Origin of the sequence: Paenibacillus sp. URB8-2, assembly GCF_013393385.1 — a bacterium.
GTDB lineage: Bacteria > Bacillota > Bacilli > Paenibacillales > Paenibacillaceae > Paenibacillus_AQ.
The window spans coordinates 3,758,757-3,777,743 of sequence record NZ_AP023239.1; the positions used below are offsets into that span (position 1 = coordinate 3,758,757).

An 18,987-nucleotide genomic window follows, 5' to 3' on the forward strand; every position below is an offset into this window, starting at 1 on the left:
CTTACAGCTGCGCCTCGCGCACGAAAGCCCGGACAAGTCCGATAAACTTCGGCTTGGTCAGATTCGCCACCTTTACCACCTGCTCATGCGTCAAGGGCTCCAGCTCATCGCCGATCGCCATGTCGGTAATACACGTAATGCCGAGAACTCTCAGCCTGCTATGGCTTGCGGCAATGACTTCAGGAACGGTGGACATGCCGACGGCGTCGCCTCCGAGATACGCGAGCATTTTCAGCTCGGACGGTGTTTCGTAAGTCGGACCACTGATGCCCGCATATACACCTTCCTGCAGCGCAAGACTCTCTCCGTCCGTTCCCTTGATTTCCGGCGCCAGCTTCTTGGCAAGCGCGATATATTCCGGGTCGTAAGCACGGGACATGTCAGGGAAACGCACGCCAAGCTCCGGATCGTTCGGGCCGATCAGCGGGTTGTCTCCCGTCATATTCAGATGATCGGTAATCAGCATCAGGTCGCCGGCTTTGAACGCCCGATTCATGCCGCCGCCAGCATTTGTGATAACGAGCGTGCCGATGCCGAGCTTGGCCAGAACGTATACGGGCAGCACGACCTTGCGCATAGGGTAGCCTTCATAGTAGTGAAAACGGCCCTGCATAATAATAACGTCCTTGCCCTCCAGCTTGCCGATGACGAACCGTCCGGCATGGCCTTCCACCGTCGAGCGGGGAAAATGGGGAATCTCCTCGTAAGGCAAATATACGGCATCCTCAATTTGGTCGCCGAGATCGCCGAGGCCGGAGCCGAGAATCAGCCCTATAACTGGCTTATAAGGGCCCAGCTTGGACTCTATATAGACGGCGGCTTCCTTTACCTGTACGCCGTAAGCGGCCTCCGATGCGCTGTTTGCTGATTGTGTCATTTGTGAATTCCTCCCCGTTTGTTAAAGTTATTGGTGTTGGGCAGTTTTACATTTTCGGAATAAGGGCAAGCACAAGGCTCAGGAAGCGCTCGCGCACCCGCTCCGCCGTCTCCATGACCTCGTCATGGGACAAGGGCTGATCTAAAATGCCCGCGGCCATATTGGTAATACAGGAGATGCCGAGCACCTCGATACCGGCATGACGGGCGACGATCGTCTCGGATACGGTGGACATGCCGACCGCATCGGCGCCGAGGCGGCGCAGCATGACGATCTCGGCGGGCGTCTCATAGCACGGTCCGAGCAGGCCCGCATAGACGCCTTCCTTGAACGTGAAGTTCTGCGCCTTCGCGGTTTCGCGCGCCGCGGCGATCAGCCGGCGGCTGTACGGCTCGGACATATCGGGGAAACGCACGCCAAGAGCGGAATCATTCGGTCCCATCAGCGGATTACGGCCCGTCAGGTTGAGATGGTCGCTAAGGAGCATCAAATCCCCCGCCGAGAAATCCGTATTGACTCCCCCTGCTGCGTTGGTTACGAGCAGGCTGGTTACGCCCAGCTCTTTCATGACGCGGACGGGAAACGCTGTCGTCTCCGGTCCGTAGCCCTCATACATATGAAAGCGGCCTTTCATCATCACGACCTTGCGTCCTTCAATCGTGCCGATCAGCAGCTCTCCTTCATGCCCTTCCACAGTGGACACCGGAAAATGAGGGATGTCCTGATAAGGAATGCTGATTCCGTCCTGAATCAAATCGGCCAGTATGCCGAGGCCGGAGCCGAGGATCAGCCCGATTTCCGGTGCTTCCGCCCCTTTGCTTCTGATGTATCCTGCCGCTTCCTGAATCGCGCCGAGGCTTATTGCGTTTGTCATGTATGCTCCTCCTCAGAGTAGGGTTGGTTGTATGTGAAAAGATACGGATTCCTAAAAATGCCCTTTCATGCCGCCTCTCCGGGGGCTACTTCAGCTCTCCAAGGAAGCTTGTCCCATACTTCGGTGCCGCCGCTCCGAAATTATCGGCGATTGTCGCCGCCACATCGGAGAAAGTCGTGCGAACGCCAAGGCTGTCCGGTGCCTGTAGCTTCGGACCATAGACCAGCAGAGGGACATATTCGCGGGTATGGTCGGTTCCGCTGTGCACGGGATCGTTGCCGTGATCGGCGGACAGAATCAGCAGATCGTCCTCGCCCAAGGCGGATATAATGTCCGGCAGCGCTTTGTCGAATACTTCGAGAGCACGGCCGTACCCTTCCGGATCGCGCCGGTGTCCGTACAAGGAATCGAAATCGACGAGGTTTGTGAACAGCAGCCCTTCAAAGGGCTTACGGAGCTGTTCAATCGTTACTTCGATACCATGTTCATTGCTCTTGGTTGGGTAGGCCGCCGTTACACCCTCGCCCGAAAAAATATCGTCGATCTTGCCTACGGCGATCACATCCCTGCCGATGTCAGCCAGCGCGTTCATTACCGTCGGCTCCGGCGGCTTCACCGCATAATCATGCCGGTTCGGCGTACGGGTGAAATTCCCCGGCTCCCCAATGTACGGGCGGGCTATGACCCGGCCTACCGAGAATTCCGGCGCCATCGTCAGCTCCCTGGCGATATGGCAGGCGCGGTACAGCTCGTCCAGCGGGATGATCTCTTCATGCGCAGCCAGCTGAAATACGCTGTCCGCCGAGGTATAGACGATCCAAGCCCCCGTCTTCATCTGCTCTTCTCCGTATTCCACGAGAATTTCCGTGCCGGAAGCGGGCTTATTGCCGAGAACTTTACGGCCCGTCGCCGCTTCGAATTTGGCAATCAGCTCAGCCGGAAAGCCGTCCGGATATGTATTGAACGGCGTTTCAATCTTTAGACCCATCAGTTCCCAGTGGCCAGTCATCGTATCTTTGCCGACGGAAACCTCCTGCATCTTTCCATAATAGCCTTCCGGTGCCTGAACCGGCTCAAGCGGCGGCAGGGGGGCGATATTCGCCAGGCCCAAACGCTGCATATTCGGCAGCTTAAGCCCAGGGTTCCGCTCCAAAATATGTCCCAGCGTGTGCGCGCCCACATCGCCGAATCCGGCGGCGTCCGGCGCTTCTCCTATGCCCACACTGTCAAGTACGATAAAGCAAATCCGCTTAAAAGAGGACACTTCATCCACGCTCCTTCATCGTAAGAAATCTTTTCGTTCTTGTTCGTCATCCATATAATGCCCCGGAAAAAAGGAGCGCTTACCTTGCGTTACCGCGCCCGGGGATGGTGTCTTTCATATACTTCCTTCATGTTCCCGCGCGCGATGCCGCTGTACATTTGCGTCGTCGATATATCGGCATGTCCGAGCATCTGCTGTACGGAGCGCAGATCGGCTCCTCCCTCAAGCAGATGGGCGGCGAACGAATGCCGCAGCGTATGCGGGGTAATATCCTGGCGTATATTCGCTTCCTTCGCGTATTTTTTGATCATTTTCCAGAACCCTTGCCGGGTCAGTCTGCCGCCGAGACTATTCAGAAACAGTGCCGGTTCATCCTTATCTTCGCGAAGAAGCTTGTCCCGGCTGCTCTTAAGATAGGCCTCTACGGATTCGGAAGCAATGACTCCGATCGGAACCACCCTCTCCTTGCCGCCAGAGCCGGAGCACCGAGCAAATCTTAGCGCGGTCTGCACATCGCCCGCATCAAGCATAACCAGCTCCGATACACGGATTCCTGTCGCATACAACAGCTCAAGCATCGCCTTGTCCCGCAGACCGTGTGCGGTGGAGACGTCGGGCGCTGCCAGCAGCCGCTCCACCTCGTCCAAGCTGAGAATCACGGGCGGTTTCTTCTCCGGCTTTACCGCTTCCATCTCTAGCGTGGGGTCCGCGGCGATCAGCCGTTCTTTAAGCAGATAATGAAAAAAGGCACGGATCGAGACCGTGTTCCGGTTAATCGTCGCAGCCGCCCGGCCTGCCGCCTTAAGTCCGCCGAGATAGAGCGTTATCAACGGCTTTCGGAATTCGTCCGGCGTTTCGACGCCCCGCCCTGCGGCAAAGTCAAGGAACTGGGAGACGTCGCGGCCGTAGGATTCCAGAGTGCTGGGCGATACGTTTTTTTCACGGGAAAGATATTGTAAAAAATCCTGTAATGTTGACTTCATTATTGAACACTCCCGCCTTGCGCGCCGCTTAGGTGCGGTTAAAGATTTCCTGCCCGGAAGGCTTTCATTCTCCGTACCAGTAATACAGGCGCAGCCGCTCCGCCGGATTCATCGCCCCGCCCCCGGGCTGAATCCCGCTAAACGCCCGCACCGCCGAACCTTCCGGAATATCCGGATCGGGCACAGGACCCATCCAGCTGTGAAGCAGGTCCATTATATTATAGAACAGGCAGCTCAGCGCGACAAATATCACAATAAAAAGGAGCCGCCGAAGCGTTTTGGGTACAGAAATGATCATGTTCGCATTCCTCCCGCAAAAGGACTTTAATTCAGCTGCCGGCTGATTTCCGCACGTTTTTCCACTTTACGGACAATCCCCGTCCTTCACTTTATGTGTTTTCCGGCTCCCTTATGTATATCTTTCCGCTATGTACGGCCATTAAGAAAGGCGCCGTTTGGCGCCCCCTGCCTTCCTTTAACATTATTAAAAAAGCCCTCTCCGGCAATAAGCCGGAAAGAGCTTTCGGTGCGTCTTCTATTCACTTGCTTGCTTAGTTCTATGAATTCAGTTGGCTCGGTTGCCGTCCGAATTATTCTTCTCCCTGCAGCGGTAGCAAATCCCGTGAAAATCAAGCCTGTGGTCGATTACAGAGAAATTGAATTCCTTATCCAGCTTCTCCTCCAGCGAACCGAGCCAGTCTTCACGAATTTCATCCATGCTGCCGCACTGTACACAAATCAAATGATGATGATGATGCTTTGAGGTATCCGTTCGCAGATCGTACCTGGCGACACCGTCGCCGAAGTTGATCTTCTCCACGATATGAAGCTCGCTTAGGAGCTCAAGGGTGCGGTATACGGTGGCAAGACCGATCTCGGGAGCCTTCTCCTTTACGAGCATGAACACGTCTTCGGCGCTTAGATGGTCTTCCTCGTTCTCCAGCAGAACGCGGACGGTTGCTTCCCGTTGGGGTGTAAGCTTGTATCCTTGCGATTGCAATTGCTGCTTAATTTTGTCGATCCGGTCTTCCATAGCCAGTCCCTCCCCCCAGGAAAATTAACGATATCTTCTCTATAAAAGCCGCTTCTTTCATTATAGGGGGAGTAACTTTGAGAAGTCAAACGCTTTTAACGCCCGTTAACATCCGGCGCCGACTGCACCAAAGCGGGAGCCACCCATCTCATCATTTAATTGAAATTCCGGTTCGTTTTTTTCCATTTTCTAAGTCTATTTTTACTTTTTATGTAGCAGCAGAAATAATCTCATCCATGTCGATCCAATCCCAATCGTAGGAGCAGACTCTTTTTGCGAATAATAAAGCGCACGATCAATCAATTCCCACTCTTGTTTGCTTAAGCTTGTTCTTTCACGGGATCGAATTTCTTGATTCATCGCGCTTCCCTCCTTATGTACTTCCTATCTTTAATAGCTCGCCTGCATCCGCAATGTATCGCGTCAGCCTCACGCTTATCTCAGCCCGCATTAAATCGCGGGTCATCGGGAATCGCTCCTGGTATCCCCGGCAAGTAAAATAATGATATACGATCAGATCGTCCTGCTCATCCTTTACAAACTTGATATTTCGCTGTTTGAGATCCCTGCGCAGCCTGCGTAAGTCTTGTGCGATCTGCTCCAGGATATAATGACCGGCAACAAGGTACAGGCGTTTGAGGATGTTGGTGGAGTATTCGATTTCGGATACGCTTTTTTGAACCATTGTTTCAATATGGCCGGTCAAAATGTAGTCCCTTAGTAGTGAGCGATCCTCGTTATTAATTACATTGTGTTGATTTCCGTCTAACGTGCTCATGCCGCTCTCCTTAACCAGCTGCCTGACTAATCGGCCGCCATGCCAATACATTGGCCACCAGGAATACCCGCGGCGCGCCGGTCGTTAGGCACGTCGCCCGGATGCGGCCGTCTTTGATGCCTTTGACTTCGATCCGGCGCTGCGTGATCTTTTCATCCTTCGCTATATACACAATTTCCACAGTTTGGCCTGCTCGCATGTGCATAATATACGCCTCCAAAATAGGAACATTTGTTTGTATTATATGCGAACATTCGTTCTTTATGCAATGCATAAAAATATCCTGCGCTTTGCCTGGATAGGTCCTCTCCAAGACTCACCTGCCCTTCTCCTTTATTTCAAACGATATAATTAAAGAGAGGTGATTCTATGTCATAGAACGGCCTCTTTCCTTGTTGAGTTACGGCAACGCTGCCAAAACAGAGGGATCTTTTTTAGTATAAAAAACCGCTGAGAGTTGAGCATCTTGGTCGATATCAAAGAGCTACAGTTGACTCATATTGTATCAGAAGGCTTGGAGCATATTTCAGAGATCCGCTGCCGACAGGATGGGAAGCTGTTGATCTCTGAAATACGAAAAAGTCCTAACGACCTTAAAGGTTATCAGGACTTGTATTTTAATTTAGTTTAAAAATGTGTATGCTTCGCTCTCCATTGTTCGAGCTTAATATAAAGCCAGAAGGAATAAATTCCGAGCGTGATAACAGAAAGCAGCCACCATTTAACCCAGTTGCCGAAAAGCTGAACAGCTGTCCCATCAAAACGAAGTCTTCTTCCGTTAATAACGGTGTGCTCGACCTTCCATCTATAAAGGACAACATGCGCCCAAGGATAGCAAATACCAATTGTTATAAATGTTACGATACTCCCTAAGATGCACCAGCCTATGTACTGTGCTAACCCCCCATCAAAATAGGATTCCCCTGCTTCAGCTCCCTGAACATTTACATTTAAATTAATTGCAGTCCCCAAAATCATCTACCCTTTTCAGATTTTCTATCTTATATTATCTGTTCTATAGGTAATATTTCCTAATACATATGTCACATATTGCTATATTTGTTGCTCATATAACAACAAAAAGCCTCTCCTTTAGGAGAATCTTGTCGAATCATTAAGGATGTGCTACTAAAACGGCATCCATCCAGAGGAAGGCTACGCCCCATATTTTCCGGCATACTCATGTGAGTATGCTAACCGAAGCTGGCGTCGATCTGGCGACCATCATGGCGCGGGTCGGTCACGACGATGAAAAAACCACGCTTAAGCTATACACTCATGTAACCAATAAAATGAAAAAGGACGCCACCGAGAAAGTGAAGATTCACTTCGAGAGCATCCTCAATCCGCAAGAATAGCAGAGATTGTGATTTTTTCGTTATTTTACGCTACTACCAACACTCTAAAAACCCTATAAAATCAATACTTACAAGCCTTTCGATACAAGCATAGGAGTAATCCATCTCATCATAGTCGGAGTGACCCAGGTCTCGAAGGAGGATACGCCGAGAATGAGAAGGGCCATGATAAACGACAGCAGCGTATACATGGCAAAAGGACGACCGACGCTGAGCGGATGGCGCGCGACCACTCTGCTGCGGATCATAAGCAGGGAGAACGCGATTGCCGCCGCGCTGCAAACGAGGAGCACCGGAATTACAACCATATTATGAGGTGCGACCGACACGAGCGCGAACAGCAGGCCGTGCCACGAATATTGGCTTACCAGGCAGCCGACCGTGAAGCCGATCAGCACCCCCTTAAGGAAATCCAGAATAAGAATGCCGGGAAGCCCGATGACCGACAGGCCAAGAATCCAGATCAGGCCGATCCATTTCAGATGAAGCCCGGCGATGCTCCAGAACGATTCCGGCGCCGCGGGCAGCCCGTGCTGATCTACCGTCACGAAGAAATTGCCCAGATAATCAGTGAGCTCCTGCTGCTGGTCCATCGTCAGCGCGCTGACGATCAGGGCGCCGAAGACGACCCCTACCAAAAATAATACGGCGACAAAAATATAAAGCGGCGTCTGCTCTTTAATCATATGACGGAAGTTCCGCATCGGGACGTTCTCCTCTCCTGGTCACATGATACACCATATGAAGAAACGTCCCGCTCTATGACTTGTCCTTGGACGGTACGGCGACTCGGCCGTATGTGCCTCCCCCGCCGGCGGTCAGTTCCAGCGTTCCGGAGCGGGCGGCGGCGATCTTTGAAGCCAATTCGGCGCCGACCACCGCGGCCAGCTCCTCCTCGCCGGCTTCGTGGAGAATATTCATCTCGGTCCCGAAGGCTTCAAGCAGCAGATTCATCTTCGCCTTGCCCAGGCCCGGGATGAATTCCAGCGGAATCTGGTAACGGTACGGCGGGCGGTAACCGGGAACAACCGGCTCCTCCCTGTCCGCGATACTCAGAATCCGGTCCAGCACGCCCTGAACGAGCTTGGTGCAGCCACAGTACGGACACCGCTGCGAGGTCGCATAAGCTTCGTCGATAATGCTGCCGCATCCGGCGCAGTAGGTGCGGTGGTACTTGCCCAGCCGGGGATTCAGCCCGTAATTGGCCGTAACCCCTCGGCCTTCGCGGCGTTCCAGCGCGAGCCGCAGCTCCGTAAGCGAAGGAGCGGCAAGCTTCATTTCGTTATATTCGCGGCCGATCTTGCCCAGTGAATGCGCGTCGGAATTCGTCAGGAACGTAAACGGATCGAGCTCGGAAATATAGCCGGCCATTTCTGAATCCGCGCTTAGGCCGAGCTCCACTCCAGCAATCCGCCGGAGATCGAACAGTTCGGCCATCCGCTCGGTGGCGCAGCCGTAGAGACCCTTATGCGGCGTGAAAATATGGGCGGGTATCAATATCCCCCCGCGGCCGTATATCTCCTCCTGAAGCTCCATGGACGGGACGTAGATACGCTGGGAGCTCAGGCCCACGTTCTTCATATGGCGCCCCATCCAGGCGCTGAATTCGCTCATCGTGTTAAGATCGGGCATAAAGGCCAGCACATGGCATTCTTTGCGCCCGGGCTCGCGGATTTCGATCTCCGACCCGAGTACGATGGCCGTCCCCCGGTACGCAATGCCGCCGCCTTCGACCTCCGTCATCTCGCCTTCATCAAGACAGCGCATAATATCCCGCTGTACGGAAGGCGAATGGCTGTCGATAATGCCGATTAATCCGATGCCCTTGCGTTCGGCGGCTTCCCGGGCAATCCCTGAAAAGGTCAAATCGCGGCTGCCGCTGATCTTGACTGCCCGGCCCTCCGACGTTCTGCCGATATGGACATGCAGATCGCAGTAATAGCGGGAAAGCGCCGGTTCCGCGGCCGATTTTTGACTGCCCGTCAGAGCCGACGGCTCTCCTCCGGCATTCCATCCCGCCTGAGCCGGCTTCTTCCGCTCTAGTTCCATTTCCCGGTCAGCGTGTGCAAATGCCAGGCATAAACCGCCATTATGGTCTTCGCATCGGCGATCCGCCCATCGGCAATATATTCGTACGCTTCCTCCAGCGTCAGCTCCGACACGACCAGGAATTCATCCTCGTCCAGCGACATTTCTCCGCTCTGCGCATTCTCCGTCACATACAGATGAATAATCTCGTCGGCAAAGCCAGGAGAGGTATAGAACGATTTAAGCAGGAACAGATCGCCGCTGTGAAATCCCGTCTCTTCATGCAGTTCTCGTCCGGCGGCTTCCAGCGGGTCTTCGCCGGGGTCCAGCTTGCCTGCCGGAATCTCCACTTCGGTTCGACCCATCGGCTGGCGGAATTGTTCGACAACGAGCATCTTTCCCTTATTCAGGGCCAGGACAGCGACCGCACCCGGATGCTTGACCACTTCCCGGGTTGCGGTGTTGCCGTCCGGCAGGGTCACCGTGTCCACCTGCAGCGTTATTACTCTGCCTTCAAAAATAGGCTGGGTAGATACCGTAGTCTCGTCCAGCGCCGGATTGGCCGGCCATTCTTTTTCTACTCTTGTTCCTTGATTTTCCATATTTTCAGGTCTCCTTTATCTCTGGTCTGCATACGGTGTATTATAGCAAACTTCAAGAGAAAGAAGGAAACCGTCATGAATAACAGGGTAGGCCGTACTCGCCGTACCGGCTTGTTTCTCTCCGGAAAGCCGGATCAAATCCGAAAGCAGCTGCTCGCCTTCCAGCAACGGTTTGGGCCGGATATGCCGCTGGCGTATGTGTTGTCGCTGCACAGCCGGGAATATCTCAAACCCTGCTCTGAGAACCGTACGCAGCCGGGCGTGGCGCTGCACGCCATATAACCAAACCGCCCTCGGGCTGATCCGCCGCATCCGACGAGCCGATCCGTAATCACAGGTCCGGCAGCCGGCCTTCCCTCGTGATTTTCCCTTCTTGCTGAAAACATAAGAAGAAACGGCTTCGCCGTCCTCTGGAAGAGGAAGGCATCCGTTTCTCGTAAAAATATCAGGTTAAGGATAAGCGCGAAGCTTATACTTTCTGATATTTCGAAAAAAGCTGCTCTATATACCGGGATTCCGGTCCATAGAGCAGCTTCTCGCTGCATTGCGGCCGCTAACGGCTCTATTCTTTACAAGAGTTGGCCGGGCCGCTGCTTTGCCTCTATTTTTTGACGCTTTCTTTAACAATCGCCACGACCAGTTCGGACGCCTTAACGATATCCTCGGCCTTGATCCGTTCTTTGGTCGTATGGATATTCTCGTATCCAACCGCCAGATTCAGCGTCGGCACCTTCAGCCCGTTAAATACATTGGCGTCGCTTCCGCCGCCCGATGGAAAACTTCTCGGGGTCAAGCCGATCGACGAGATGGCCCGCTCAGCCAGCTGAACAATGGGATCATGCTCGTTGAAGCTGAACGCCGGGTAAATGATCTCGCTTCTGAATTCGCATTCCGCGCCGTACTCGCGCACCGTCGTTTCCAGCGCTTCGCGCATCTGGGCCAGCTGCAGATCGACCTTTTCCTGGACAATGCTCCGCGCTTCGGCGTCCAGCTGCACATGATCGCAGACGACATTCGTCGGGCCGCCGCCCGCAAACCTGCCGATATTGGCAGTCGTCTCACTGTCGATGCGCCCGAGCTTCATGGCGGCAATCGCCTTGCCGGCCACCTGGATAGCGCTGATGCCGTCTTCGGGATTGACGCCGGCGTGGGCCGATTTGCCGAAAATCTGCATCTGAATCTTCGCCTGCGTCGGAGCGGCTACCGCGATGGCGCCGATTTCGCCGTTGGAATCAAGCGCAAAGCCGAAATCCGCGTCTAAATATTTCGGGTCCAGCGAACGGGATCCGACCAGCCCGGACTCCTCGCCCGCCGTGATCACGAACTGAATTTGTCCATGCGGAATATTTTGTTCCTTGATTACCCGAATGCCTTCAAAGAGCGCGGCCAGACCCGCTTTGTCATCCGCCCCGAGGATGGTCGTGCCGTCGCTCGTAATCCAGCCGTCTTCGCCGAGCGTCGGTTTAATTCCCTGGCCTGGAACGACCGTATCCATATGGCAGGTGAACAGCAGCTTGGGATCGTCCTCCGCTGCATTCTCCGCAGGCCATGTCACAATCAGATTGCCCGCACCGTGCCCGGTTCTTTCCTGTGAATCATCTTCTACGGCTTCCAGTCCAAGCTCCTTGAATTTGGCGATCAGGTGATCGGCGATGTTCCGTTCATTTTTCGTCTCGCTGTCGATCTGGACAAGCTCCATAAACTCCTGAATCAATCGGTCTTGTACTACCACCGGACTTCCCTCGCTTTCAAGTATACGTTACAATGGGATTAAACTAATTTCAAAGGAGTCACTCATGCAACGTCAAAAATGGTTCCGCATCTTTATTTATGTCATGCTGCTGGCAATGGTCGCCTCCACGCTTATGGTAGTCATCGAGCCTTTCCTCGCCGGATGACTTATACGGCTACTCCTGCTTATTCCAGCGGTCCGGATATCCGGGCCGCTGTTTTTGCGCTGCTCTTCGTTTATTTGTCAGCCTGAGCCTCCGCCCAGTCCGATTCGATTTTGCCATAAGGGAAAATGTTCAGAAAATGGGGAATGAGCGCCGCGGCGACCTCTTCGACATCAAACCGGCGGCCTGTGCACTCTTCCAGCGAGGTAACCCCGTACTGGGAAATGCCGCAGGGAATGATTCCCCGGAAGCCTTCCTCCCCGATGCCCTCCCGGATATTAAAAGCAAAGCCGTGGCTGGTCACAAAACCTTTGCCTGCACGGCTTCTGTTGAATTTGACTCCGATGGCGCATATTTTCACGTCGCCTACCCAAACTCCCGTATACTCCGGCTTTCTCCCGCCCTCAATCCCGAAGGTAGCAAGGTAATCGATGATTACCTGTTCCAGCGACCGCAGATAACCGTGAAGATCTACTCGGCCCTGCTCGCCGATCCGCAGCAGCGGATAACCGACAAGCTGGCCCGGTCCATGATATGTAATGTCCCCTCCGCGGTCGATTTCAAACACCGAAATCCCTTCCTCCCGAAGCTGCTCGGCATTAAGAAGAAGGTGCTCGGGGTGATTTTGCGATCCGATCGTATAGGTTGGCGGGTGCTGCAAAAAGATCAGCCGTTCCGGACACTCGCCGGCGTCGATGGAGCGAACGGACTCTTTTTGCAGATCCCAGGCCCGGCCGTATTCGATCATGGGAAAATAGGATATTTCCAGCTTTCGAGGTTCTGTGCTGTTCATGCTTAAACATCTCCCTTCCCGCGATGTTCACGGAGCCAGTAACAAAAGGGGCATTTCCATATGTCCGGGCGGTCTGTATGATTCCCCACCCGGACTTGCCGGTGTCAACTGCGTTTAATAGACGTTCGTATCCAGGCTATAGCCTTCGATGTTGTCCTTCACCCGCTGCAGGAATCGGCCGCAGATGACGCCGTCAAGAATCCGGTGGTCCAGCGATAGGCATATATTGGCCATGGAACGGACGGCGATCATATCGTTGATGACGACAGGCTTTTTCACAATCGATTCAAAGGTTAAAATGGCCGCCTGCGGATAATTGATGATCGGATAAGACAGAATCGAGCCGAATGAGCCGGTATTGTTAACGGTAAAGGTTCCGCCCTGCATATCCTCAACGCGCAGCTTGCCCTCGCGTGTCTTCATCGCCAGTTCTTCGATTTCGCGGGCAAGACCCGCCACGTTCTTCTGATCCGCTTTCTTGATGACCGGGGTCCAGACCGAATCCTCGGTGCCGACCGCCAGTGAAATATTGATGTCCCGCTTGACGATGATTTTGTCAACCGCCCAAACGGAATTCATGATCGGGTAATCTTTAATCGCGCTGACGACGGCTTTCATCAAGAAAGCGAGATAGGTCAGATTGATCCCTTCCCGGCGCTTGAATTCGTCCTTCAGCTTGTTGCGAAGCAGCACGAGATTCGTCACATCCACCTCGATCATTGTCCAGGCATGCGGAATTTCCGAAACGCTCTGGCGCATCCGCGAAGCGATCGTATTGCGGATCGGCGTCACGTCGATCAGATATTCGGATCGGCCGCTCTCGACCTCAATTTCGGGGATGCGCGGCGACTGAGACAGATGCAGCCCGGAATGCCGGACGGGCGGCAGCGTCTCCTGCGGCGCAGGTGCAGGCGCTCCCGCTTGCGGCGCGATGGACACCGCGCCTTGCGGCTGCGCCGCTGCGCCGGCCGCCGGATGCGGCGCGGGGCTGCTCTGCGGCGCAGGCGCAGCCGCAGGGCCGTTCGCAAGGAACGCCAGCACGTCCTTGCGCGTGACACGTCCGCCTAGGCCGGTGCCCGGCACGGCGGACAGATCAATCAATGCTGTGCTGCGCCGCGAGGCTCTGCACAGCGGGGAATAACGCGCCCGCATCGGCGCGTCCGGGTCGTACGCGGCATGGGCTGCGCCCGATGCCGCATGTTGGACCGCCGCCGGTACTGCGGCGGCGGAAACCGCGCTGCGGCGCTGCGGCGCGCGCGGGAGCGGCGGCTTCGGGGGCCGCCGAAGCCGGGGCCGGGGCCGGAGCCGCCGGAGCGGGCACGGCGATCCGGCAGATTACTTCGCCGACCGCGACCGTCTGCCCTTCCTCCGCCAGAATGTCGCCCATAACTCCGTCCACGGTGGACGGCAGCTCGGCGTTAACTTTATCTGTAATCACTTCGCAGAGCGGCTCATACTGTTCCACCGGGTCGCCCGGCTTCTTCAGCCATTTGCCGATCGTTGCCGATACAAGCGACTCCGCGAGTTGCGGCATCGTCACGTCCGTCAACTGCTTGTTGTCGGTCATACTTTCACTCCTTAAACGTCCTGCTCACGCAAGACCGTGTCTTCATTACTTGCACTTTGTAAACATCTTGAACCTTGTTCCCAAACGTCAGCGGGAATTTCTCCCGCTAATTCTATGGATTTGAGCGTTTCTCATCACATTAGATGGAAAAACTCCAGTTCATTCACTAATAAATCATCACTTTTGGCCGGATAGGCTAAATAAGCGGGAACAATTCCAGTTAATCGGCTAATTTGTTCACGAAAGTTCGAATTAGCTGGAGTTTTCCCCTTAAAAGGGGTCGCCCATCGGAGCAGCTCTTACGACTAGATCTTCCACTGATGCGCGTCCAGTCAGCAATGCGCCTTGGCACTCCAACCGGTAGATCCGTCCTAACGCTTCTATGCCTTGGGCCTTCTCACCGGTCGTCAACCGGCCATCCTGCCGGGCAGCCGTCGGCTGCTTTACGCTTCGCAACCTCTTTCGGCTCATTAATTGCCCTTAAGCCCCTAGTACTGCGCCAGGCGCAGCATTTCCGCTTTCAGCTTATCCTTGCTAAGCATGAAAAATTTCTCCATCGGCGGGCTGATCGGCATCGCCGGAACATCCGGCCCGCACAGGCGGAAGATCGGCGCGTCCAGCTCGAACAGGCACTCCTCGGCGATAATCGCCGCAACCTCGGCGCCGACGCCGCCCGTTTTGTTGTCCTCGTGCACGATCAGCACCTTGCCGGTCCGCCGCACGGCTGCCGTGATTGCCTCACGGTCCAGCGGCTGCAGAGTGCGCAAATCGAGAATATGCGCCGTAATGCCCTGTTCGCGTTCCAGTTCCTCCGCCGCCTGCATCGCAAAATGTAGCGGCAGGCTGTACCCGATCACCGTGATGTCATCGCCCTCGCGCAGCAGATTCGCTTCGCCGATGGGAATGGTGTAGTCGCTCTCCGGAACGTCTTCCTTGATCAGCTTGTAGCATTTCTTGTTCTCGAAGAACAGAACCGGATCGGGATCGCGGACGGCGGCCTTCAGCAGCCCTTTCGCGTCGTAGGCCGAGTATGGGGCCACGATCTTCAGGCCGGGTGTTCCGAAGAAGATTGATTCCGGACACTGAGAATGATACAGTCCACCGAAAATACCGCCGCCGATCGGCGCACGGATCACGACCGGACAGCTCCAGTCGTTATTGGAGCGGTAGCGGATTTTGGCCGCTTCGCTGATGATCTGATTGGTTGCCGGAAGCATGAAATCAGAGTACTGCATTTCCGCGATCGGCTTCATGCCGTACATCGCGGCCCCGATCGCCACGCCGGCAATCGCAGATTCGGCAAGCGGCGTATCCAGCACGCGCTCCTGGCCGAACTGCTCCTGCAGTCCCTTCGTCGTGGTGAACACGCCGCCTTTGACGCCGACATCCTCGCCGAGAACGAAGACAGAGTCGTCGCGCTCCATTTCTTCCTTCATCGCCAGCCGGATGGCATCGATATATTCCATCATCGCCATGAGTTATACCCCTTCCTCGGATTCGCTGTACACATGCAGCAGCGTATCTTCCGGTTTCGGGAACGGCGCATTGTCGGCGTATTCGATCGCTTCTTTAAGTTCCAGATTGCACTGGGCGGCGAAATCGCGTTCTTGTTCATCGTCCCACAGGCCAAGATCCGTTAAATAATTGCGGAAATGGGCCAAGCCGTCCTTTTTCCAGTTCTCCTCGACCTCTTCCTTGGTGCGGTACGCGAGATCGTTGTCTGATGTGGAATGCGGGGACAGGCGGTACATCATCGCTTCTATCAATGTCGGGCCTTCGCCGGCAAGTGCCCGCTCGCGGGCTTCCTTGACAACGCGGTAAACTTCCAGCGGGTCGTTGCCGTCCACGCGGACGCCCGGAAAGCCGTAGCCAAGCGCGCGGTCGCTGACCTTGCCGCCAAGCTGGCGGTGAGCCGGAATCGAGATCGCGTACTGGTTGTTCTCGCACATAATAATAACCGGGAGCTTGTTGACTCCCGCAAAGTTGCACGCTTCATGAAAGTCACCCTGATTGCTAGAACCTTCACCGAACGTGACGAAAGAGACAAACTTCTGCTTTCGCATCTTGGCGGCCAGCGCAAAGCCGACCGCATGCGGAACCTGCGTTGTTACGGGGCTTGAACCGGTAACGATGCGCAGCCGCTTGCTGCCGAAATGGCCCGGCATCTGCCGTCCGCCGCTGTTCGGGTCCTCAGCCTTGGCGAACACCGACAGCATCAGTTCGCGGGTCGTCATGCCGACGGTGAGGACAAAAGCATAGTCGCGGTAATACGGCAGAAAATAATCGTTCTCCCGGTCCAGCGCAAAAGCGGCAGCCACTTGCGCCGCTTCCTGTCCGATGCCGGAGACGTGGAAGTTGATCTTCCCGGCCCGCTGGAGCAGCAGGCTGCGCTCGTCGTATTTGCGGGCCAGCATCATATATCGGTACATGTCGATCACTTGGCCGTCGGTGAGTCCAAGCGGTTCATGCCTGTTCACTTTTTTTACAGTACCTTGCGTATCCATTATAGAGGTACCTCCTTGTTCGTAAAGCCCCGACTCCGCCGCAGACTGGAAGATCATGTATTGATCTGATCTTAAAACCTGGTACTAATCGGGCTTGAGTCTATTATATAGCGTTTGACTTCAAAAAGAAAAGCCGATTAGCGCCCGTTTACGCCGAATGTCGGCGGGCCGGCTTCAGAATTCCCCGCTTCGGCCCCTCACCCCGGGCGCTGCGGAATATTTGAACGATTTACCGTCGCTCTGCAGGGCCCGCCGCAACGGCGAAGCCCTCCAAAGCCCCGGCAGTCTGCCCGCCGATTTCAGCGACAGGGTGCCGCAGATCCTAACCGTACCCTTTCCTTCAACCTTTCTGCCGTCAAATGCCGATGGCCTTGCCGTCCACGGCGAGCATCGCTTCGCCGACAATTTCGGAGAGCGTAGGATGCGCATGAATCGCTTCGCCGATTTCCCAAGGCGTCGCGTCCAGCAGCTGGGCCAATGCGGCTTCGCCGATAAGATCGGTCACATGGGGGCCGATCATCTGAACGCCAAGAATATCTCCGCTCGCCTTATCGGCGACGACCTTCACAAATCCGTCCTTCGAACCGTACACTAGCGCCTTGCCGATCGCAGAGAATGGAAACTTGCCGATTGCGACATCGCGGCCGAGGTCTTTGGCCTCCTGCTCCGTATATCCTACGCTTGCCACCTCCGGCCGCGTATATACACAGCGCGGGACCAGATGGGGATGATACGGATGAAGCCGCTCTCCGGCCAGGTGGTTGACCGCCACAATGCCTTCATGGCTGGCTGCATGCGCCAACTGCAGCCCCCCGATGCAGTCCCCGATCGCGTAAATATGCGGCTCGTTCGTCTGCATATTGGCGTTCACTTCGATGACGCCTTTATCGAAGCGGATATCGGTGTTCTCCAGGCCGATATTTTGAACATTGGCCGTTCTTCCCACCGATACCAGAAGCTTGGCGGCGGACAGCGTCTCGGTCTTTCCGCCCCTGGTCACTTCCACGCTGACGCCTTCTTCCGTCACCCGGCTTGTTCCCCCGTTGACCGTCACGCCGGTCATTACAGTCACGCCGCGTTTTTTCAGCAGACGCTGAAGTTCCCGCGCCACTTCCTTGTCTTCGCGCGGCAGCAATTGGTCAGACGCTTCCACTATAGTGACCTGCACGCCGAAATCGGCGAGCATCGACGCCCATTCCACACCGATGACGCCGCCGCCGACGATTAGCATCGAAGCCGGCAGCTCCTCCATCCGGAGCGCTTCCTCGCTGCTCAGAATGAACTGTCCATCCGGCTCAAATCCCGGAATTGCGCGGGGACGGGACCCTGTGGCAATGATAAGGTGGCTTGGCACCACAGTCTCCATATCGCCGTCTTCCAGCTCCACCGCGACCGCCCCGCTGCGCGGAGAAAATATCGAAGGGCCGATAACCCGTCCCTTGCCTTTAAGAACCTGTATTTTATTTTTGCGCATCAAATACTGAACGCCCTGGTGCAGCTGCTCCACAATGGCTTCCTTGCGGCGCTGCACTTTTCCGAATGCCAGCTTGACGCCCGAAATTTCAATTCCGAATTCCTCGCTCCCCGCGATTTCCGCATACACCTCTGCGCTGCGCAGCAGCGATTTGCTTGGAATGCAGCCCCGGTGCAGGCAGGTCCCGCCGAGCTTGTCCTGTTCAATGACGACAACCGACTTGCCGAGCTGTGCGGCGCGGATCGCCGCCACGTAGCCTCCGGTTCCTCCGCCGAGTACCGCCACGTCACATGAAATGGTCATGAATATGTATCCCCCAGTCTTTTGCACAATGTTTCGCATAATCCATTCTATTGTACTCTCTTTTGCCCATATATGAAAAACTCCGGCCAGAATTCTTCGGAAAAGCTGCCGAATCCCCTCCAAACAGCCGCTTTGACAATGGACTTTTAAAAATCTAAGCGTTATCATTAAAGGCAGGAAGAACCGTTCGATCCCCTTGTCGAAAGCTACGGAGAGGAAGGGAATGTGCATGAAGCTGCTGTTCTCCCGGTTTATCGCCATCTTGATTCTGGTGTTTCCCGGCTTGCTCGCCATGAAGGGCTTCGTAATGATGAAAGACGATCTGTTCAACTATTTGGCCATGCACGGAGACCGTACGGCTACGCCGTCGTTCGCCTGGCTGCATTTTGCCGGAGGACTTGTCCTGTTCGCTGCGGGCATGAGCTTTCTCGGCGGCTGGATTCTGACCCGCGACCGCAAACGCAATTACGTCGGCCCCCGCTTCAAGGAGAAGCGCAAAGCCGGGCAGCCTCCTTCCGAACCCGCATCCTGATTGTACTTCCGGTTCATTGCAACCTCATGGCGTCTATCTGAAAGCAGCTATCATCAATCAACGGCAGCCGATTCCAAGAGTATTCCCGGAATGGCTGCTTTTTCGCGTCCGGCCCTCCAAAC

Annotated in this window: 23 protein-coding genes and 2 pseudogenes; 4 read left to right on the forward strand and 21 right to left on the reverse strand. The window is 55.1% G+C overall.

Annotated features, from left to right (window positions below):
- Position 1: 1 nt before the first annotated feature.
- The 10 genes from PUR_RS17340 to PUR_RS17385 form a co-directional block, all read right to left on the reverse strand.
- The gene (locus PUR_RS17340) at positions 2 to 877 is read right to left on the reverse strand and encodes a purine-nucleoside phosphorylase (protein WP_179036328.1); all 876 of its coding nucleotides are present in this window, start codon (positions 875 to 877) and stop codon (positions 2 to 4) included.
- Positions 878 to 923: 46 nt separating this feature from the next.
- The gene (locus PUR_RS17345) at positions 924 to 1,751 is read right to left on the reverse strand and encodes a purine-nucleoside phosphorylase (RefSeq protein ID WP_179036329.1); all 828 of its coding nucleotides are present in this window, start codon (positions 1,749 to 1,751) and stop codon (positions 924 to 926) included.
- A gap of 85 nt (positions 1,752 to 1,836) precedes the next feature.
- Positions 1,837 to 3,015: a phosphopentomutase gene (gene deoB, locus PUR_RS17350; RefSeq protein ID WP_442953727.1), complete on the reverse strand. Its 1,179-nt coding sequence runs from the start codon at positions 3,013 to 3,015 to the stop codon at positions 1,837 to 1,839.
- Between the two features lie 89 nt (positions 3,016 to 3,104).
- Positions 3,105 to 3,998 (reverse strand): site-specific tyrosine recombinase XerD, encoded by an 894-nt coding sequence (xerD, locus tag PUR_RS17355; protein ID WP_179036331.1) that lies wholly within the window; start codon positions 3,996 to 3,998, stop codon positions 3,105 to 3,107.
- A gap of 64 nt (positions 3,999 to 4,062) precedes the next feature.
- The gene (locus tag PUR_RS17360) at positions 4,063 to 4,296 is read right to left on the reverse strand and encodes a YqzK family protein (protein ID WP_179036332.1); all 234 of its coding nucleotides are present in this window, start codon (positions 4,294 to 4,296) and stop codon (positions 4,063 to 4,065) included.
- Between the two features lie 267 nt (positions 4,297 to 4,563).
- Positions 4,564 to 5,031 carry a ferric iron uptake transcriptional regulator gene (gene fur / locus PUR_RS17365; protein ID WP_179036333.1) on the reverse strand — a complete coding sequence of 156 codons (468 nt, stop codon included), beginning with the start codon at positions 5,029 to 5,031 and terminating at the stop codon, positions 4,564 to 4,566.
- 201 nt (positions 5,032 to 5,232) lie between these two features.
- Positions 5,233 to 5,391 carry a hypothetical protein gene (locus PUR_RS17370; protein ID WP_179036334.1) on the reverse strand — a complete coding sequence of 53 codons (159 nt, stop codon included), beginning with the start codon at positions 5,389 to 5,391 and terminating at the stop codon, positions 5,233 to 5,235.
- Between the two features lie 13 nt (positions 5,392 to 5,404).
- Positions 5,405 to 5,809, reverse strand: a complete 405-nt coding sequence (locus PUR_RS17375; protein WP_179036335.1) for a YhjD family protein — start codon at positions 5,807 to 5,809, stop codon at positions 5,405 to 5,407.
- A 10-nt stretch (positions 5,810 to 5,819) separates the two neighbouring features.
- Positions 5,820 to 6,014 carry a hypothetical protein gene (locus tag PUR_RS17380; RefSeq protein ID WP_179036336.1) on the reverse strand — a complete coding sequence of 65 codons (195 nt, stop codon included), beginning with the start codon at positions 6,012 to 6,014 and terminating at the stop codon, positions 5,820 to 5,822.
- Between the two features lie 422 nt (positions 6,015 to 6,436).
- Positions 6,437 to 6,787 (reverse strand): DUF898 family protein, encoded by a 351-nt coding sequence (locus PUR_RS17385; RefSeq protein ID WP_179036337.1) that lies wholly within the window; start codon positions 6,785 to 6,787, stop codon positions 6,437 to 6,439.
- Between the two features lie 161 nt (positions 6,788 to 6,948).
- On the opposite strand from PUR_RS17385, the pseudogene PUR_RS17390 reads away from it, so the two are divergent.
- A pseudogene (locus tag PUR_RS17390) lies at positions 6,949 to 7,167 on the forward strand (tyrosine-type recombinase/integrase); the annotation flags it as partial.
- A gap of 68 nt (positions 7,168 to 7,235) precedes the next feature.
- On the opposite strand, the gene spoIIM reads toward PUR_RS17390, so the two are convergent.
- From spoIIM to PUR_RS17405, 3 genes are read right to left on the reverse strand one after another with little or no spacing between them, the layout of a single operon-like run.
- A complete protein-coding gene (spoIIM, locus tag PUR_RS17395) occupies positions 7,236 to 7,871 on the reverse strand; it encodes a stage II sporulation protein M (RefSeq protein WP_179036338.1) in 636 nt (211 codons plus the stop codon).
- A 55-nt stretch (positions 7,872 to 7,926) separates the two neighbouring features.
- Positions 7,927 to 9,216 (reverse strand): endonuclease Q family protein, encoded by a 1,290-nt coding sequence (locus PUR_RS17400; RefSeq protein ID WP_232101545.1) that lies wholly within the window; start codon positions 9,214 to 9,216, stop codon positions 7,927 to 7,929.
- The gene (locus tag PUR_RS17405) at positions 9,207 to 9,797 is read right to left on the reverse strand and encodes an NUDIX hydrolase (RefSeq protein ID WP_179036339.1); all 591 of its coding nucleotides are present in this window, start codon (positions 9,795 to 9,797) and stop codon (positions 9,207 to 9,209) included. Before PUR_RS17405 ends, PUR_RS17400 begins: the two co-directional genes overlap by 10 nt.
- 75 nt (positions 9,798 to 9,872) lie before the next feature.
- On the opposite strand from PUR_RS17405, the gene PUR_RS17410 reads away from it, so the two are divergent.
- Positions 9,873 to 10,079: a hypothetical protein gene (locus tag PUR_RS17410; RefSeq protein ID WP_179036340.1), complete on the forward strand. Its 207-nt coding sequence runs from the start codon at positions 9,873 to 9,875 to the stop codon at positions 10,077 to 10,079.
- A 319-nt stretch (positions 10,080 to 10,398) separates the two neighbouring features.
- Here the strand turns inward: PUR_RS17410 and PUR_RS17415 are convergent, their stop codons facing one another.
- Positions 10,399 to 11,529, reverse strand: coding sequence for a M20/M25/M40 family metallo-hydrolase (locus PUR_RS17415; protein ID WP_179036341.1), 1,131 nt, complete (start codon positions 11,527 to 11,529; stop codon positions 10,399 to 10,401).
- 64 nt (positions 11,530 to 11,593) lie between these two features.
- On the opposite strand from PUR_RS17415, the gene prli42 reads away from it, so the two are divergent.
- Positions 11,594 to 11,695, forward strand: a complete 102-nt coding sequence (gene prli42, locus PUR_RS17420; RefSeq protein ID WP_124697572.1) for a stressosome-associated protein Prli42 — start codon at positions 11,594 to 11,596, stop codon at positions 11,693 to 11,695.
- A gap of 70 nt (positions 11,696 to 11,765) precedes the next feature.
- Here prli42 and lipB read toward each other — a convergent pair whose 3' ends face one another.
- From lipB to lpdA, 7 genes and pseudogenes are all read right to left on the reverse strand, one after another.
- Positions 11,766 to 12,485 carry a lipoyl(octanoyl) transferase LipB gene (gene lipB / locus PUR_RS17425; protein WP_179036342.1) on the reverse strand — a complete coding sequence of 240 codons (720 nt, stop codon included), beginning with the start codon at positions 12,483 to 12,485 and terminating at the stop codon, positions 11,766 to 11,768.
- A 114-nt stretch (positions 12,486 to 12,599) separates the two neighbouring features.
- Positions 12,600 to 13,637 carry a dihydrolipoamide acetyltransferase family protein gene (locus PUR_RS17430; RefSeq protein ID WP_442953728.1) on the reverse strand — a complete coding sequence of 346 codons (1,038 nt, stop codon included), beginning with the start codon at positions 13,635 to 13,637 and terminating at the stop codon, positions 12,600 to 12,602.
- A gap of 135 nt (positions 13,638 to 13,772) precedes the next feature.
- A pseudogene (locus PUR_RS26580) lies at positions 13,773 to 14,052 on the reverse strand (biotin/lipoyl-containing protein); the annotation flags it as partial.
- Positions 14,053 to 14,322: 270 nt separating this feature from the next.
- Positions 14,323 to 14,523 (reverse strand): hypothetical protein, encoded by a 201-nt coding sequence (locus PUR_RS17435; protein WP_179036343.1) that lies wholly within the window; start codon positions 14,521 to 14,523, stop codon positions 14,323 to 14,325.
- 17 nt (positions 14,524 to 14,540) lie between these two features.
- Positions 14,541 to 15,527 carry an alpha-ketoacid dehydrogenase subunit beta gene (locus PUR_RS17440; RefSeq protein WP_179036344.1) on the reverse strand — a complete coding sequence of 329 codons (987 nt, stop codon included), beginning with the start codon at positions 15,525 to 15,527 and terminating at the stop codon, positions 14,541 to 14,543.
- 3 nt (positions 15,528 to 15,530) lie between these two features.
- Positions 15,531 to 16,556 carry a thiamine pyrophosphate-dependent dehydrogenase E1 component subunit alpha gene (locus PUR_RS17445; RefSeq protein ID WP_179036345.1) on the reverse strand — a complete coding sequence of 342 codons (1,026 nt, stop codon included), beginning with the start codon at positions 16,554 to 16,556 and terminating at the stop codon, positions 15,531 to 15,533.
- A gap of 355 nt (positions 16,557 to 16,911) precedes the next feature.
- A complete protein-coding gene (gene lpdA / locus PUR_RS17450; RefSeq protein WP_179036346.1) occupies positions 16,912 to 18,333 on the reverse strand; it encodes a dihydrolipoyl dehydrogenase in 1,422 nt (473 codons plus the stop codon).
- A gap of 229 nt (positions 18,334 to 18,562) precedes the next feature.
- Here lpdA and PUR_RS17455 point away from each other — a divergent pair, with 229 nt between their 5' ends.
- On the forward strand, positions 18,563 to 18,865 hold the full coding sequence (locus PUR_RS17455) for a DUF2627 domain-containing protein (RefSeq protein WP_124697566.1): 303 nt from the start codon (positions 18,563 to 18,565) through the stop codon (positions 18,863 to 18,865).
- Positions 18,866 to 18,987: the final 122 nt, after the last annotated feature.

Coding starts and splice junctions, on each gene's coding strand:
- PUR_RS17455 (WP_124697566.1), top strand. CDS start 18,563: ATGAAGCTGCTGTTCTCCCGGTTTATCGCCATCTTGATTCTGGTGTTT.
- PUR_RS17445 (WP_179036345.1), bottom strand. CDS start 16,556: ATGGATACGCAAGGTACTGTAAAAAAAGTGAACAGGCATGAACCGCTT.
- PUR_RS17405 (WP_179036339.1), bottom strand. CDS start 9,797: ATGGAAAATCAAGGAACAAGAGTAGAAAAAGAATGGCCGGCCAATCCG.
- fur (WP_179036333.1), bottom strand. CDS start 5,031: ATGGAAGACCGGATCGACAAAATTAAGCAGCAATTGCAATCGCAAGGA.
- lpdA (WP_179036346.1), bottom strand. CDS start 18,333: ATGACCATTTCATGTGACGTGGCGGTACTCGGCGGAGGAACCGGAGGC.
- PUR_RS17385 (WP_179036337.1), bottom strand. CDS start 6,787: ATGATTTTGGGGACTGCAATTAATTTAAATGTAAATGTTCAGGGAGCT.
- spoIIM (WP_179036338.1), bottom strand. CDS start 7,871: ATGCGGAACTTCCGTCATATGATTAAAGAGCAGACGCCGCTTTATATT.
- PUR_RS17380 (WP_179036336.1), bottom strand. CDS start 6,014: ATGCACATGCGAGCAGGCCAAACTGTGGAAATTGTGTATATAGCGAAG.
- PUR_RS17440 (WP_179036344.1), bottom strand. CDS start 15,527: ATGGCGATGATGGAATATATCGATGCCATCCGGCTGGCGATGAAGGAA.
- PUR_RS17370 (WP_179036334.1), bottom strand. CDS start 5,391: ATGAATCAAGAAATTCGATCCCGTGAAAGAACAAGCTTAAGCAAACAA.
- PUR_RS17345 (WP_179036329.1), bottom strand. CDS start 1,751: ATGACAAACGCAATAAGCCTCGGCGCGATTCAGGAAGCGGCAGGATAC.
- PUR_RS17410 (WP_179036340.1), top strand. CDS start 9,873: ATGAATAACAGGGTAGGCCGTACTCGCCGTACCGGCTTGTTTCTCTCC.
- prli42 (WP_124697572.1), top strand. CDS start 11,594: ATGCAACGTCAAAAATGGTTCCGCATCTTTATTTATGTCATGCTGCTG.
- PUR_RS17435 (WP_179036343.1), bottom strand. CDS start 14,523: ATGAGCCGAAAGAGGTTGCGAAGCGTAAAGCAGCCGACGGCTGCCCGG.
- lipB (WP_179036342.1), bottom strand. CDS start 12,485: ATGAACAGCACAGAACCTCGAAAGCTGGAAATATCCTATTTTCCCATG.
- PUR_RS17375 (WP_179036335.1), bottom strand. CDS start 5,809: ATGAGCACGTTAGACGGAAATCAACACAATGTAATTAATAACGAGGAT.
- PUR_RS17430 (WP_442953728.1), bottom strand. CDS start 13,637: ATGCGGGCGCGTTATTCCCCGCTGTGCAGAGCCTCGCGGCGCAGCACA.
- PUR_RS17400 (WP_232101545.1), bottom strand. CDS start 9,216: ATGGAACTAGAGCGGAAGAAGCCGGCTCAGGCGGGATGGAATGCCGGA.
- PUR_RS17360 (WP_179036332.1), bottom strand. CDS start 4,296: ATGATCATTTCTGTACCCAAAACGCTTCGGCGGCTCCTTTTTATTGTG.
- PUR_RS17340 (WP_179036328.1), bottom strand. CDS start 877: ATGACACAATCAGCAAACAGCGCATCGGAGGCCGCTTACGGCGTACAG.
- xerD (WP_179036331.1), bottom strand. CDS start 3,998: ATGAAGTCAACATTACAGGATTTTTTACAATATCTTTCCCGTGAAAAA.